11 protein-coding genes are annotated in these 14,288 nt (G+C 54.2%); all 11 read left to right on the top strand.

Features of this window, described 5'->3' with window-relative positions:
• Position 1: 1 nt before the first annotated feature.
• The 11 genes from metG to NTU47_17000 all read left to right on the top strand — a co-directional run bounded on the left by metG (position 2) and on the right by NTU47_17000 (position 13,376).
• Positions 2-2,074: a methionine--tRNA ligase gene (gene metG / locus NTU47_17050; protein MCX6135516.1), complete on the top strand. Its 2,073-nt coding sequence runs from the start codon at positions 2-4 to the stop codon at positions 2,072-2,074.
• A gap of 138 nt (positions 2,075-2,212) precedes the next feature.
• A complete protein-coding gene (gene ubiA / locus NTU47_17045; GenBank protein MCX6135515.1) occupies positions 2,213-3,055 on the top strand; it encodes a putative 4-hydroxybenzoate polyprenyltransferase in 843 nt (280 codons plus the stop codon).
• A complete protein-coding gene (locus NTU47_17040) occupies positions 3,052-3,600 on the top strand; it encodes a UbiX family flavin prenyltransferase (GenBank protein ID MCX6135514.1) in 549 nt (182 codons plus the stop codon). Before ubiA ends, NTU47_17040 begins: the two co-directional genes overlap by 4 nt.
• Positions 3,601-3,695: 95 nt before the next feature.
• Entirely contained in the window at positions 3,696-5,468 is a 1,773-nt protein-coding gene (locus NTU47_17035) for a UbiD family decarboxylase (protein MCX6135513.1), read from the top strand.
• A gap of 12 nt (positions 5,469-5,480) precedes the next feature.
• Positions 5,481-7,379 (top strand): aminofutalosine synthase MqnE, encoded by a 1,899-nt coding sequence (gene mqnE, locus NTU47_17030; protein ID MCX6135512.1) that lies wholly within the window; start codon positions 5,481-5,483, stop codon positions 7,377-7,379.
• Between the two features lie 15 nt (positions 7,380-7,394).
• The gene (locus tag NTU47_17025; protein MCX6135511.1) at positions 7,395-8,234 is read left to right on the top strand and encodes a nucleotide-binding protein; all 840 of its coding nucleotides are present in this window, start codon (positions 7,395-7,397) and stop codon (positions 8,232-8,234) included.
• Positions 8,235-8,243: 9 nt separating this feature from the next.
• A complete protein-coding gene (mqnC, locus tag NTU47_17020; protein MCX6135510.1) occupies positions 8,244-9,341 on the top strand; it encodes a dehypoxanthine futalosine cyclase in 1,098 nt (365 codons plus the stop codon).
• A gap of 173 nt (positions 9,342-9,514) precedes the next feature.
• On the top strand, positions 9,515-10,015 hold the full coding sequence (locus tag NTU47_17015) for a hypothetical protein (protein MCX6135509.1): 501 nt from the start codon (positions 9,515-9,517) through the stop codon (positions 10,013-10,015).
• Positions 10,016-10,282: 267 nt separating this feature from the next.
• Entirely contained in the window at positions 10,283-11,449 is a 1,167-nt protein-coding gene (locus NTU47_17010; protein MCX6135508.1) for a site-specific integrase, read from the top strand.
• A 597-nt stretch (positions 11,450-12,046) separates the two neighbouring features.
• The gene (locus NTU47_17005) at positions 12,047-12,703 is read left to right on the top strand and encodes a hypothetical protein (GenBank protein MCX6135507.1); all 657 of its coding nucleotides are present in this window, start codon (positions 12,047-12,049) and stop codon (positions 12,701-12,703) included.
• Between the two features lie 10 nt (positions 12,704-12,713).
• Positions 12,714-13,376, top strand: coding sequence for a hypothetical protein (locus NTU47_17000; protein MCX6135506.1), 663 nt, complete (start codon positions 12,714-12,716; stop codon positions 13,374-13,376).
• Positions 13,377-14,288 lie beyond the last annotated feature (912 nt).

The following is a 14,288-nucleotide window of genomic DNA, read 5'->3' as shown; positions in this document are numbered from 1 at the left end:
CGTGAAATCACAGCCCAAGAGAATACTCGTCACCGCGGCATTGCCGTACGCAAACGGATTGCTCCACCTTGGCCATCTGGCGGGAGCGTATCTCCCCGCCGATATGTACGTTCGCTATCAGCGGGCAAAGAAGCGCGATGTCCTGTTTCTGTGCGGTTCTGATGAACACGGGGTCGCCATTACAGTGACCGCGGAGAAAGAGAAGATCACGCCGCAGGCCGTCGTAGACCGCTATCATAGTCTGAACAAAGCCGCCTTTGACAAGTTCGGCATGAGCTTCGACAATTACTCGAGGACTTCGCTGCCTCTCCATCATGCGACAGCGCAGGAATTCTTTGCGGAATTCCACCGCCGTGGCGTACTGAAAGAGAAGGAAGAACAACAGCTCTACTGCGAAAAGGACAGGATGTTCCTTGCAGACCGTTACGTCGAAGGGACGTGTCCGAATTGCAAGAAGCCGGAGGCCCGGGGTGATCAGTGCGAAAACTGCGGCACGTGGCTCAACCAATCCGAGCTGATCGATCCGAAGTGCAAGCTGTGCGGTACCACGCCGGTTGTCCGGACCACGTCGCACTGGTATTTTCCCCTCGGAGATTTTCAGAAACGGCTGGTTGCGTACGTGAAGGAGCGGTCCGAGCGGGATGGATGGAAGGATAACGTTCTGCGGTACTGCGAAAGCTGGTTCAAAGACGGGTTGCAGGACCGGGCCGTGACGAGGGATCTCAGCTGGGGCGTTCCTGTGCCTGTGTCCGGATACGAAAAGAAAGTGCTGTACGTCTGGTTCGATGCAGTTCTGGGTTACATCTCTTCCGGAAAAGAATGGGCTGCACGGATCGGACAACCTGAGAAGTGGAAGGAGTACTGGCTTGGCCAGGACACGAAATACGTAGCGTTTATCGGCAAAGACAACGTTGTGTTCCATTGTATCGTGTTCCCTGCGATGTTGATGGCCTGGAACGACTCCGGAAAGGAACAGTATATCCTTCCGGAAAATGTGCCGGCCAACGAATTCCTCAATTTTGAAGGTCAGAAATTCTCGAAGAGCAGGGGATGGGGAATAGATCTCGAGAACTTCCTCAACCATTTCCCGGCGGATTCGCTTCGCTACACGCTGGCGATCAATCTTCCCGAGTCGCGTGACAGTGATTTCTACCTGAAGGATTTTCAAGCCAGGACGAACAACGAACTCGCCGACATATTCGGGAACTTCGTGAACCGCACTCTCGCGTTCACGGAGAAGAACTTCGGCGGAGCGGTTCCTGTCCTCGGTCCGCTGGATGCCCGCGACGCAGACATGGCAGCGGTGATCGCAGAAACTCCGGCGAAAGTCGGAGCATTGTACGAACGGTATAAGTTCCGCGAGGCGGTTATCGAGTCGATGAATCTCGCGAGGGCCGCGAACAAGTACTTCAACGACAGCGAGCCGTGGAAATCGTTCAAATCCAATCCGGAGCATTGTGCGACGACGCTGAATATTTGCCTTCAGGTTGTCCGTTCTCTGGCGATTCTCATGGAACCTGTCGTTCCTTCGACTGCACGGAAGATTTGGGAAACGCTGAACCTCGAAGGGGCTCCGAGTGCAGCAGGGTGGGAGAGTGCCGGAGACCGGCCGCTGCAACCCGGCCATACATTCAGAAAATCGGAGATACTGGTGACTAAGATCGAAGACGAACAGATAGACGGGATCATCAAGGCATTGAATGAACCGGCACCGGTGGAAGCGCCAAAACCTCCGGCGGACGTGAAGCCGCTCATCACCATAGATGATTTCAAGAAGGTGGAGCTGAAGCTCGCGCGCGTCGTGTCTGCGGAGCTCGTTCCCAAATCGAACAAGTTGCTGAAGGTTCAGCTGGAGATCGGGACGGAACGGCGCCAGGTCGTAGCCGGCATCGCGCAGCACTATAAGCCGGAGGATTTGGTGGGAAAGATGATTGTGGTCGTTACGAACCTCCAGCCTGCCAAACTGATGGGACAGGAATCGAACGGTATGCTCCTTGCCGCAAGCGACAGCACAGGCAAACTCGCCGTGTTGACCGTGAACGGCGATCTGGAAAGCGGCGCCGGCATTAAGTAGCTCTTCCATAATTCCAGCTGTAGAAGATGCCATCCTTGTTGATGGCATTTTTTTTTGGCGTTTTGGCTATTCTTGATTGCCGTACCATTTTGCGCTATATTGAAGAAAAATCTACCATCATTGCCTCAAGGGGTATTGTTGCAGCGACTTCAGAAGTTCCTACGGTTCATCAAGATCGAACACACGCTTTTCTCGCTCCCGCTCATATACAGTGGCGCCTTTCTTGCATCCAAGGCACCGCCTACGCTCATGCTGTTGCTGCTGATTCTCACAGCGGCGACGGGGGCTCGGACTGCAGCGCTCGCGCTGAACCGGATCATCGACCGGGAGATCGACCGGCGTAATCCGCGCACGGCTGTGCGCGAACTTCCCAGCGGGCGGATGAATGTTCCCGAGGCGCTCCTGGTCCTCGCAGTCGGTGTCGGCATGTATCTGGGATCTGCTGCGCTCATCTCGCCTTTCTGCCTGGCGTTATCGCCTTTGCCGCTTCTCATTTTCACCCTCTACCCATACATGAAACGGTTCACTGCGCTGGCCCATTTCGGCGTCGGGCTCGGGCTCGCCATGGCGCCGCTCGGAGGGTGGTTCGCCGTCGAACAATCATTGCAGAACATCGTCCCCGGAGCGCTGCTTTCGCTGTTTACGCTCCTATGGGTGACGGGGTTTGATATCATTTATTCGACGTTGGATGAACTCTTCGACCGGACGGAACAACTGTATTCGTTCAGCTCGCGCTACGGAAGGACGAAAGCCCTGCGCATCTCGGCGTTGTTGCACGTCCTCGCGTTCGGTTCGTTGGCGCTTCTCTTCATACTCTATATCAAGGCGCTCGCGGCGCTTCCTCTTCTTATGCTGTCGGGATACCTGCTGTATCTTGAGCACAAGAAAGCGGGCGATGTGGAGCTGGCATTTTTCAAGATCAACGCGGTGCTCGGCTTTGTGGTCCTGGGCATGATCGTCGTCGGAGCATACTTCCCATGAGAATCGTCATCGGCATTACCGGCTCCTCCGGAGCGGTCTACGCACGCGAGTTCGTGAAGCAGTGTGAAGGGGATAAGTATCTCATCGTCAGCAAGTGGGGGAAGGTTTTGCTGAAGGATGAACTCGGTATCAACGTGAAGGATCTTCATCCATACGTGAAGACTGAGTTCTCTGATGAAGACCTCACGGCTCCTGTGGCGTCCGGCTCGAACCGGTTCGACGCATACGTGATCCTTCCATGCTCAACCTCGACGCTCGGGAAGATCGCGTCGGGGATCGGTGATTCGCTCATCACACGGACTGCACAGGTCGCGTTGAAGGAACGGTTCAAGCTCGTCATCTGCGTTCGCGAGACGCCGCTCTCGACGATCACGCTCGAACAGTGTGCTGCGCTTTCGAGGAGCGGCGCCGTCATCATGCCCATCTCCCCGCCGCTCTACTTCGTGCCGAAGACGGTCGACGAGTACGTGCAGGGGTTCGTAGATAAGGTCCTCGGTGTGATTGGTGTCCGGGAATCGAAGGGGTGGAGAGCGGAAGAATTGTGAATGGTCAATTGATAATCGCCAATTGACAACCGGCAAGCGATAATCGAAAATTGGCAATCGACAATTTCAAGGGTGCTTTCTCTTAGGGAATTCCGATGCACTTTAAATCGCTGGGGGAGTTTCTTCGTTATCTCGAATCCATCGGAGAGGTGCGGAGAATAAAGGCAGAGGTCGATCCGTTTTTGGAAGTGACGGAAATCGCTGTTCGTTCCCTGAGGGAGAACAAGCCGGTGTTGTTGTTTGAGAACGTGAAGGGCTCGCAGTTTCCGCTCGTGATAAACGTGTATGGCACCGAGCGCCGCATCGAGCATGCATTGGGGAGACATCCGGAACAGATTGGTCAGGAGCTCTTCAATTTTGTTGACGGCCTGACGCCGCCGAGTTTCGGCGCGATGTGGGACCGGAGAAGCATGTTCAGACGGATCCTCTCTGCCCGCGGACGGCGTGTACGAGTGGCAGATTCGCAGCAAGTCGTTCTCGGGCCGAATCTCGACACGTTGCCGATCCAAACCTGTTGGCCGGGAGATGGCGGCAAGTTTGTGACGCTCGGGCAGGTTTTCACCTATGACCCGGTGAATGCAAAACGAAATGTCGGAATTTACCGCATCCACGTGTACGACCAGTTGACCACCGGCATGCACTGGCAGATTCAGAAGGGGGGCGGATTCCATTATCATCAGGCCGAGCAGCTCGGACAGGATCTTGAACTCGCTGTTGCTCTCGGCACCGAGCCGGCGCTTCTGCTTGCCTCTGTCGCCGCCCTTCCCGAAGGAATGGATGAGGTGGCATTCGCAGCGTTCCTGCGCGGCGGCCCGATAGCCATGACAAAAGGGAAAAGCGTATCAATTCAGGTCCCGGCCCAGGCGGAATTCATTCTCGAAGGCGTGGTGCCGCAGAAGGAGCGAAGAAAAGAAGGTCCGTTCGGCGATCACTTCGGGCATTACTCGCATTCGGCTCCGTTTCCTGTGTTTCATGTGAAAGCGATGACCCACCGGCGGAACCCGGTCTATCCGGCGACTGTTGTGGGTATACCGCCGATGGAAGACAAGTTCCTCGGCGACGCGACGCAGCAGATACTCGGCCCGCTGGCACGAGTTCTTCACAGCGAAATCAGAGATGTGTGGGCGTACTACGAGGGGGGCTTCCATAACCTCCTCGTCGTTTCGGTTAACGCGCGGTACAAGAAAGAAGCAATGAAGACCGCTCTTGGGTTGCTCGGCACCGGCCAGCTTTCGCTGACGAAATCCATGATCCTCGTGAGCGCAGGCGTCGATGTGCGCAGTTGGAGTGCGGTCTTGGGTGAGATTCGGGATCACTTCGACCCGTATTTTGATTTCGTGCTGTTGCCGAAGGTACCGATGGACACGCTTGACTTCACGAGCTTCAAGACCGAGCTGGGAAGCAGGATGATACTCGATGCAACGAAGAAGCATCGTGCTGCCGAGCCTGCGAAGGTGAAATCGACCGGGCGCGCCCGGCTTGCGGACATCCGAGCCATGGATCGGCGCATACTCGATGCGCACATAGCCGACAATTGCTTCCTGACGGTGACAGTTGCCGGCAAAGGCAGAGCGATCGTAGACAAACTGGTCAGGCGCCGGGAGCTCCAACATCTCAGAATTATCGCGGCGGTCAGCGAGGATGTGAACATCAAAGACCAGGAGAATTCCATTTGGGGTGTGTTTACGCGTTTTGATTGTGAACGGGATGTTGTCTTCAGAGAACAGACGCTGCAGGGAATCGCACCGATATATAAGGGCGTGATGGGCATCGACGCGACGTGGAAAGCCGGCTACCCGGAACCATTGCGCATGCCGGAAGAAGTAGTGAAGAAAGTCGATAGTCGTTGGAAAGAGTATTGGTCATAATGCGGGAAGGTGATGGCGCAGACAATTCATTTTCGTGACACGAATCTCCTTCCGATCTGGGAGAAGGTGCAGCAGGGCGAAAGGCTGAATCTTGAAGACGGGCTGACCCTCTTCGGGACCACCGATGTCATTTCGCTGGGGAAGATGGCGCACGCCGTACAAAGGGAGCGGAGCGGCGATGCTGTGTATTTTGTGCTCAACCAGAAGATCGAGCCGACGAACGTATGCGTGCTTGCCTGCAAGTTCTGTGACTTCGCGACAAAGAAGGGGCGCCCGCAAGCATACGAAATGACGGTGCATGATATTCTGAGCAAGCTGACCCCGGAGATTCACGAGGTGCACATCACCGGAGGGCTGCATCCCGATTGGGAGTGGGAATACTATCTCGATATGCTGCGGCAGATCAAGAAGCATTTTCCCAACGTCGATATCAAGGCGTTCACGGCGGTTGAAATCGATTTCTTCCATAAGAAATTCAAGCTTTCGATAGAAGAAGTTCTGCGGCAGCTGAAGGAAGCCGGACTGCGCACAATGCCGGGGGGCGGAGCCGAAGTGTTTTCTGAAAGAGTTCGCAAGCGCCTGTTCAGCTCGAAAATCGGAGCGAAGGCGTGGCTCGATATTCACAGAGCAGCGCACAGGCTCGGTATTCCGACGAACAGCACGATCCTCTACGGCCACATCGAAACGCAGGAGGAGCGTGTTGAGCATTTGATAAGGCTTCGGACCTTGCAGGATGAAACGCGCGGGTTCTTGACGTTCATACCTCTGGCATTTCAGCCTGGTGCAACAGGTATCAAGCCCACAAACCGCTTCACGTCTGCCATCGATGATCTCAAGATGATTGCGGTGTCGAGACTGATGCTTGACAACTTCCCGCATATCAAGGCGTATTGGGTGATGTTGACGGAGGAGGTGGCTTCCGTTGCTTTGAACTTCGGCGCGGACGACCTCGACGGAACGGTCGGCGGTGAGAAGATAGCCCACGACGCTGGTGCCATCGCCCCGATGCAGCTCACGAAGGAGAAGATAATCAGGATCATTCGCGACGCTGGCAAGATTCCCGTGGAGCGCGACGTGTACTACAATCCTCTGAACCTCTACGCGACGGATGTAGTCGGGAAGATCCCGTATCTCAATTCGGTCCCGTTCTACCATCATTTCGAGAAGCGTCAGTTCAAGATGCTGCCGGTGACGCCGAGGCGCATGGGGGTGTTGGCGCGGAACAATCAGCTCGATGCCGGGTTGTTCTCGTTGTGTGATTACTTCAGCCAGAAAGAGGGATTAACGGTACTGCCGTATTGCATAGCGACCCGCGATCAGGTCAAGAGCGTCATGCTGTTTTCAAACCATGGATGGCGCGAACTTCAGGGAAAGATCGTCGGGATTGTTGACGACACTGCCACGTCCGTACGGCTTCTTCAGGTCCTTCTTGAAAAAAAGTATGGAGTGAAGGCTGAGCTCAGGCGCATGCACACGGGTGTGAACAGCTATGATGAATTTGACGCGGTGCTGCTCATCGGTGATGAGGCCATGCGCCATCAAAAGACGGGGTTGCAGAGCTTTGAGCTCGTCTATGACCTGGCAGCCGAATGGTATGACTGGCAGAAGCTGCCATTTGTCTTCGCAGTCTGGGCAGTGAGAAACGCTCTTGGCACCGAGAAAAGAGAGGAGCTTTCGTCCTTGATCCAAACGGCCCTCAAAAATGGAGAGTTGGATCTTGAGCGCATCAGCGCCGCACACGCGAAGAGAATTGGATGGAGTTCCCATGAAGCGACGGAATACCTGGAAGGATTCAACTATCATTTAGGGGAACGTGAACGCGAAGCGATCGATCTGTTCGAAGGATTGCTTGCGTCGCTTGAGGGGGAAGCGGATCGGACAACGGATGGCAGCAAGCTGCGCCAGAACTAGACACCGGGTTACGGTATGGCTGAGACGATGATCCAGAGATTTGAATCGCTCGTTGACGAGGGTGCGAAACTCACACCTCTCGGCGGGTTTGATTTCTCTGGCTACAATGCGCGCATGCAGGACAAGTACCTTGCATGGCGCAAAGCCTGTCTCGAATCCCTGGAGGTTGTTGGTCCAATCGGTTTCCCATACAAGAACAAAATCACCGGCGATGCGAATGGCGGATTGTTTTATCAGGCGTCGGCCAACCTCATCTATACAAGCATGCGGGAGCTCTTCGAGAAGTTGAAAGCCACTCCCGAGTTGGCGGCAGAACCGGTCAAAGCGGCATCACCCGCTCCTCTGTCGTCGCCGTCAGAGAGCCAGCCGCAGGGAGCCGGAGGGCCGAGGACACTGAGACCTCCTGTGAAGAGTGCAGCGCCGCCGGAAGCCGCTGCTCCTGTCCAGGCGGCAGCGCCGCCGACTGCACCGAAGAAAGCGTATGTGATTGGCGAGATCAATGATCCTCTGCGGCAGCAGATAGCAGAGTTTCTCTCAGATGTGGGAGTCGAAGAAATACCGATTGACCGCAGCCACGGAGAAATGATTGCGCTTGAGACTATTTCGAGGGAAGAGGGGGCGCAATTTGCATTCTTCGTCCTCAATTCTGATGATCTTGCTTACGCGATGTTTGAACTGGGTCACTTTGTCGGCAATCTAGGAAAGAACCATGTGATGGTGTTGCACATGACAGACGTCGAGGTCCCGAAGAATATTCCAGGCGTTGTCGTGAAGCCAATCGTGGTGAAGCTGGAAGAAGCGAGCCTGAGCATCATCAAAGAACTCAAATCAGCTGGATACGCACTTACATTCTGAGCAGAGGGCATGACAGTAGAAGGAATCCAGGAATCAGTACGAGCGGGACATCGGATCACGAAGGGTGAGGGAGTGTTCCTTCTCCGCAATGCAGAATTGCTTGAGCTCGGCGCTTTGGCGAACGAGATCCGTTTCAACAAAAATCCGCAGCGGGCGGTGACGTATCTTCTCGACACCAATCCGAACTATTCGAATGTCTGCACCATCGATTGCATTTTCTGTGCATTCTATCGTCATCCCGGTGAAGCGGGGGAGTACACGTACACTGTGGACCACATGATCCAGAAGTTCAAGGAAGCAGCTGAAGCCGGTGCAACGACCGTTCTCCTGCAGGGGGGAGTGCATCCTTCTTTGCCGTTTGAGTATTATACAGAGATGGTGAGGCGTGCGATAGCGGAAGTGCCTCAGATTCACCCGCACTTCTACTCCACCTCAGAAATTATCGGGATGATGCAGATCTCGGGGTATTCCCTTACAGAGGTTCTCCGTAAATTATGGGATGCGGGACTTCGGTCGATCCCCGGCGGGGGAGCGGAGATCCTCTCTGATCGGGTCAAGAAAAAGATCAGCAGTAAGAAGGGCACTTCCGAAGACTGGCTGAACGTGATGCGTGAGGCACACAAGATCGGTTACAGGTCGACCGCGACAATGATGTACGGCCACCTTGAAACGGACGAAGACATTGTGGAGCACCTCGAGAGTATCAGGTCGTTGCAGGACGAGACGGGAGGCTTCACTGCGTTCGTCCCCTGGTCGTTCAAGCCCGGCAATACGCCCCTCGAGAAGATCATCCCGACCTATGCGAGTCCGACTCGCTATCTTCAAATGATTGCGTTTTCGCGCATCTACCTGGACAATTTCCCGCACATTCAGGCCTCATGGTTTTCAGAAGGAAAGAAGACCGGACAAATCGCTCTCCACTTCGGCGCAGATGACTTTGGGGGAACGCTTATGGAAGAGAACGTGCATGCGGCTGCCAACTTCGTGAACAAGACCAACACGGAAGAGTGCATCCGGTTGATTCACGAGTCGGGCTTCGCGGCGGCTCAGAGGACGACCCTGTACGACGTTATTGGTGTTCGAGAGCCTGTCGAGATTGCTGCGTAGGCGTTGGAACTTTCCGAAGGGCCGGCTCGTCTCTAGTTTGTCCTCCTACTCCTGAACAACTCAGAGTATACAACACGACTTTATTTTCCAACCTTCGATGTCGGGCACAGCTCTGTATAGGTGTCCTGATCCTTTGGCCGGCCATCGCCCTTGCGCAGGTAGGCCCTCCTAGAGTGACACAGGAGCTCTCTCCCGTAAGGAACATCGGAATTCAGGACTCGACGAAACTCCCTCAGGACAAGAAGACGAATGCTCCGGAGACGGAGATCCAGACTCAGCCTCCCCGGGTCACTTCAAGATCAAGACAATCCTCTGCACCAGGGGCATTGAGCCGTTTGGATTTCCGCGATGTTAGGTTTCCTGAACTGACGATTCACGTCATAGATTCGCTTGGCATTTTGTACCCCGAGTTGAAGGACTACTTGCTTGAACAAGCGTTCATTCTCGGCGTACTGCAAATCGATTTAGCTGAACGGGACAGAAAGAAGCTACTCGACCGCGCTTTTGCGGACCTCCGCATTCCCAGCGAGCTGGAGTCGAAGTTGCGAAGAAACCTCGCGGTCTATGGAACAACAGAAAACCCAATGAAGCCGCCACCTTCTCCATATCAAGTCAATCTTTTTGATGCGATAACCGCCCTGTCGAACCTTCTCCGGTACCTCGGCGTGAAATAGCGTGCGATGTGCTGCCGACCCGTCCTGTCAACGTTTCCCGCCGTGGAGTATTCCTGCCAATTGTTTTCGACGACGAGTGCTTGTCGGTACTTTACGCTACAAGGATTTGTAAGTACTTGTACTTATTGATTCTTAAGCAAGACAGCAGTACGTTTGCGGCAGTGGCTCCTTCTGACCGTATGCGCGTTCAGGGATTATTCCTGATCTCTGGAACGCTCACGCCTCGCTGCGAGAACAGATGTATCGGATCATTTCACCGGAGGGCGCATGCTTTCCTCGAAGTCGGACAATTCTCACTCCCCCCGATCCAAACCCCAATTCTTCCTTGTGCCTCCCGACCGATTGGGACTCAAGTGCGAATGCGATGAACTGAAGACTCGTTTGCTCGGGTCGATTCCCGGCCATCATAGGGATTTGGTCGCGGGATCATGGACCTTTCCACGAACGAGAGATGTCCTCGACAGTCTTCTCACGATATTTAAGACAGACTGGCGCATTCTTGACCGTTCTGTTGCCGACGCATTTGGTTTTCATGAGCGATCGAAGCCATCAATACCCCCGGCTCCGAAGCAGGCTACAAAGTCCTCCTCGACTCTTGAGGCCCTGCGAAGGGAGCTGACTATTCGCAACTATTCCCCTAAAACGATCAAGACCTATACGAGTTGTGTCCGGTCGTTTGAAGAGTACTCGTCGCCTCGGCGCCTTGAAACAGTCACGGTGGATGACGTGCGGGACTATCTGCTGTTTCAGATTGAGGAGAGAGGGCTATCTGCGGGGACGATCAGTCAGATCATTAACTCCCTACGGTTCTTGTTTGTTGAGGTGTACAAGCGTCCATTTGCTGTTGGAGAGATTGAGCGACCGAAGCGGGGAAGGAAACTACCGGTCGTACTCTCGCTCGAGGAAGTGCGGGCGATCCTGGACGGGTTAGGGAATCTGAAGCATCGAGTTATGATGATGCTCGTGTACTCGGCTGGCCTGCGTGTGGGTGAGGTCGTCACTCTGAAGCCAGAGGACATAGACAGCGAGCGGAAAATGATCTATGTCCGCTCGGGAAAAGGGAAGAAGGACAGGTACACGTTGCTTTCCGATGGTGTGTTGGACGTACTGCGGCAATACTGGAAGGCTTACAAGCCGAGGACGTGGCTGTTTGAGGGACAGATACCCGGCAGGCCGTATTCGGTGAGAAGTGCAGAGAAGGTGTTTGAGAACGCAGCGGCCAAGGCAGGCATACAGAAGGATGTCTCGATCCATACGTTAAGGCACTCGTTCGCGACGCATTTACTTGAGCAGGGAACCGACATCAGATTCATCCAGGAGCTCTTGGGGCACAGTAGTGTAAGAACGACGGAGATTTACACGCATGTGAGCCGGAAGCAGATTGCCACATTGCGGAGCCCCATTGATCAGATCTTACAGCCAAGAGAAAAATAAACGCGATTTTGGCACGCCCATGCCGCGCGAAAACGCGAAAGTACATTCTTGCACTAGTTAGGCGTCATGCCCGTCGGCGGGAAAAGATCTTGAGAGAGTGGCGAATTCAGATCTTTGGTTTGCTGTTAAGCAAAACGTCGAAGCATCGTGCATCCATACGCAGCAAATGGATGGCACCGCCTCCGGTCACGAACGCCTAACAAACGCCAAACCGACGCTCGCTCACTGGATAGGCCAAGACAGTTCGGGTTTGGCAAAATGAATAGAGCTCGCTCCATTGCGTCCCGCCGCAAATCGGAATTCGCTAGTACGGCGGTCCGCAACGGCGGTTTGGCTAAACGTTATGCGCAAGCAAAGATTCATTTGATACTGCGTTTTGCGGCACGAGGGAACGAGAGGCGTGCCATGTCATGCCGAAACTGTCTAACAATCTCGCCCGTGAACTGAGCTGCGATAACTTGTTTGGGCTGAGCGCTTTTGGAAATTCTCACTGTGGCGTGTCATGCTGCGGTGGAACATACAGTGGTCTTACACGGAAACCATATAAGCAATAGTTCGGCAGGCCGCGACACGAACCACCCATATCGGAGGACGAGCATGGCAACGACAGTAGGCACTTCTATCAGCGCAAAGGAACTGATTCCGGCGGCCGTTGCTCTCATTGCCGGATCATTCTGGGTATATCTTGATGGGTTCACTGGCGAGACGATTGCCCAAGTGCTCACAACTCTATCCACGGTTGCGGTGCTCCTTGTGCCCCTCTACCGAATTCTTGGACAGCGGGCAAATCGTGGATTCGGATACTACGCTGACCTTGCGATGAAGCGTCTCGCTTCTGAATTCCCTTCGATCGTGTCTGGTCCTAAGTTCAGCCGCGTCGACTATGTACCGAATGCGGAGTCCGCCGAAAGGAAGTATCTTTTCTTTCAACGGCAGAATGTCAATGAGAAGGCCCAGATTCTCTCGCTCGCCGCTGCCACAAATGGCGTTCTTGAGTTCAATCTGTCTCGTACGAGTATCAAATTATTGGGCTTGAACATAGAGCATGCTGTCATCAAGCAGCGGATGCGCGAACTCGTGTTGGCCAAGGCCAATGAGCTATTCTCTGGCCAGTATGAGGAAGCGACATTCGACCCTGCCAAACAAGAGAACCTTTGTGTGGTACTCGAATTCAACGATGACCTGCCGGCGAAGCGCTTTGAGACAGTCGTCTACCAGCTTGGTCATGGATTCATAACCGGCATCTCAAAATAGGAGAACGACCATGTTCTATTTGCCCACATCTCAAGCTTCCGACTGGCAGCAGCTTCTCGCGGACCCTGAGAAGCACTGGAAGGATGGCTTTTCCGCCAAATCGCTCGCGCTTAGCTGGCAAGGAGCGAATGGATTCCCGCAAAGCCTAAAGAGGCTCTTCGATTCATCTCATATACTCCGTCTTCACAATCTGACTTTTCTCGCAGGTTTCCCGGAGCACAAGGTTGATTTACCAGGCGGGTCTCGGGCTTCTCAGAACGATCTCTTCGTCTTGGCCGGTGGAGCGGACGGACTGACAGCCATCATGGTTGAAGGAAAAGTCGAAGAGCCATTTGGACCTTTCGTGTCTGAGTGGCTTGAGAATGCCTCAGCTGGCAAGCGTGAACGAATGGCATACTTACTCAAGCTTCTGTCGTTGCCAGAGTCGTCAGTTCACAACCTACGGTATCAATTGCTTCACCGAACGGCGTCCGCCATTCTCGAGGCTCAGCGATTTCACTGCACCGCAACCGTGATGTTGGTCCATTCATTCAGCGCGACCAGAACCTCATTCGACGATTACAGGTCGTTCGTGAATCTCTTTTCAGCAACGGCCGCCATCAACACCATTGTCGGACCAGTCCGAACTTCTCCCATGCCGTTGTACTTGGCATGGCTTAGCGATCCACTGTAGTAAGCGCGGCCTGCCTAACAGGTCGCTCAAGCTGCGCTCGGTGCAGCAAGTCCTGTAGAAGAACGGGCAGCGCAATCTGAAGAAGTACAATAGCGCCAAACCAACTGCAATCGTAAAAATCTTTTCATCTCAAAGCGCATCGGCGCAGCTTAGCTCCCGCCGTTAAGCGACAAATGTCAGCGAGCTATAGATCATCTTGTTGACTTTGGTTTTGTGCCGCAAAACGCGATCGATATAGTTCTTTGCCTGCGCATAACAAACGCCAAACCGGCGCTCGACCGGCGCTCGCACACTTAATAGGCGATGTTGAAACAAGAATTGGCTAGATGTAAAGTGCTCGCTCCATTGCTCACCGCCAGAGCAATCGACGATCAGTTCGATTCTGGCGGCTCGCAACGGCGGTTTGGCTAAACGTTAGCCGCCACCGCATTGCTCGGAAGAAGTAGCGTCCCTCAGGCCGGCGGCGCACTTGGCTTTATGGATTTGGGACAAAGGTCGGAAAGCGGAGCGGAAACGAACCAGAGGCAAAGGACAAAACGAATGCGACACGGTTCGAAACGTGCGCCGCCTCTAGGCAGAGTTGGGTTGAGAGAAATCGGGAAGTAATCTACCAGGATGCGGCAGCGGCTAACAAAACGCAAGCCGGCGCTCGCTCACTGCATAGGCGCGTATAGTTCACGATTGGCAAAATGAAATGAGCTCGCTCCATTGCTCGCTGCCGGAGCAATTGACGATCAGTTCGATGCCGGCAGCTCGCAACGGCGGCTTGCTTAAACGTTAGGCGTCATGCACGGCGCCCGGCAAGTAACGGCGCTCTCACTGAGTCCCGAAGGACAACTGATAATCCTCGCAATCGCTAGACGATCAGCGTTGTATCACTGATGACTACATGCTTATGAGCTTCCCGGTCAA

It is taken from the genome of Ignavibacteriales bacterium, assembly GCA_026390595.1.
GTDB lineage: Bacteria > Bacteroidota > Ignavibacteria > UBA10030 > UBA10030 > UBA9647.
The sequence above is the reverse complement of the archived record's forward strand: the minus strand, read 5'-3'. Positions and strand labels throughout refer to the sequence as shown.

Coding starts and splice junctions, on each gene's coding strand:
- NTU47_17040 (MCX6135514.1), top strand. CDS start 3,052: ATGAGAATCGTCATCGGCATTACCGGCTCCTCCGGAGCGGTCTACGCA.
- NTU47_17035 (MCX6135513.1), top strand. CDS start 3,696: ATGCACTTTAAATCGCTGGGGGAGTTTCTTCGTTATCTCGAATCCATC.
- mqnE (MCX6135512.1), top strand. CDS start 5,481: ATGGCGCAGACAATTCATTTTCGTGACACGAATCTCCTTCCGATCTGG.
- NTU47_17025 (MCX6135511.1), top strand. CDS start 7,395: ATGGCTGAGACGATGATCCAGAGATTTGAATCGCTCGTTGACGAGGGT.
- mqnC (MCX6135510.1), top strand. CDS start 8,244: ATGACAGTAGAAGGAATCCAGGAATCAGTACGAGCGGGACATCGGATC.
- NTU47_17010 (MCX6135508.1), top strand. CDS start 10,283: ATGCTTTCCTCGAAGTCGGACAATTCTCACTCCCCCCGATCCAAACCC.
- NTU47_17005 (MCX6135507.1), top strand. CDS start 12,047: ATGGCAACGACAGTAGGCACTTCTATCAGCGCAAAGGAACTGATTCCG.
- NTU47_17000 (MCX6135506.1), top strand. CDS start 12,714: ATGTTCTATTTGCCCACATCTCAAGCTTCCGACTGGCAGCAGCTTCTC.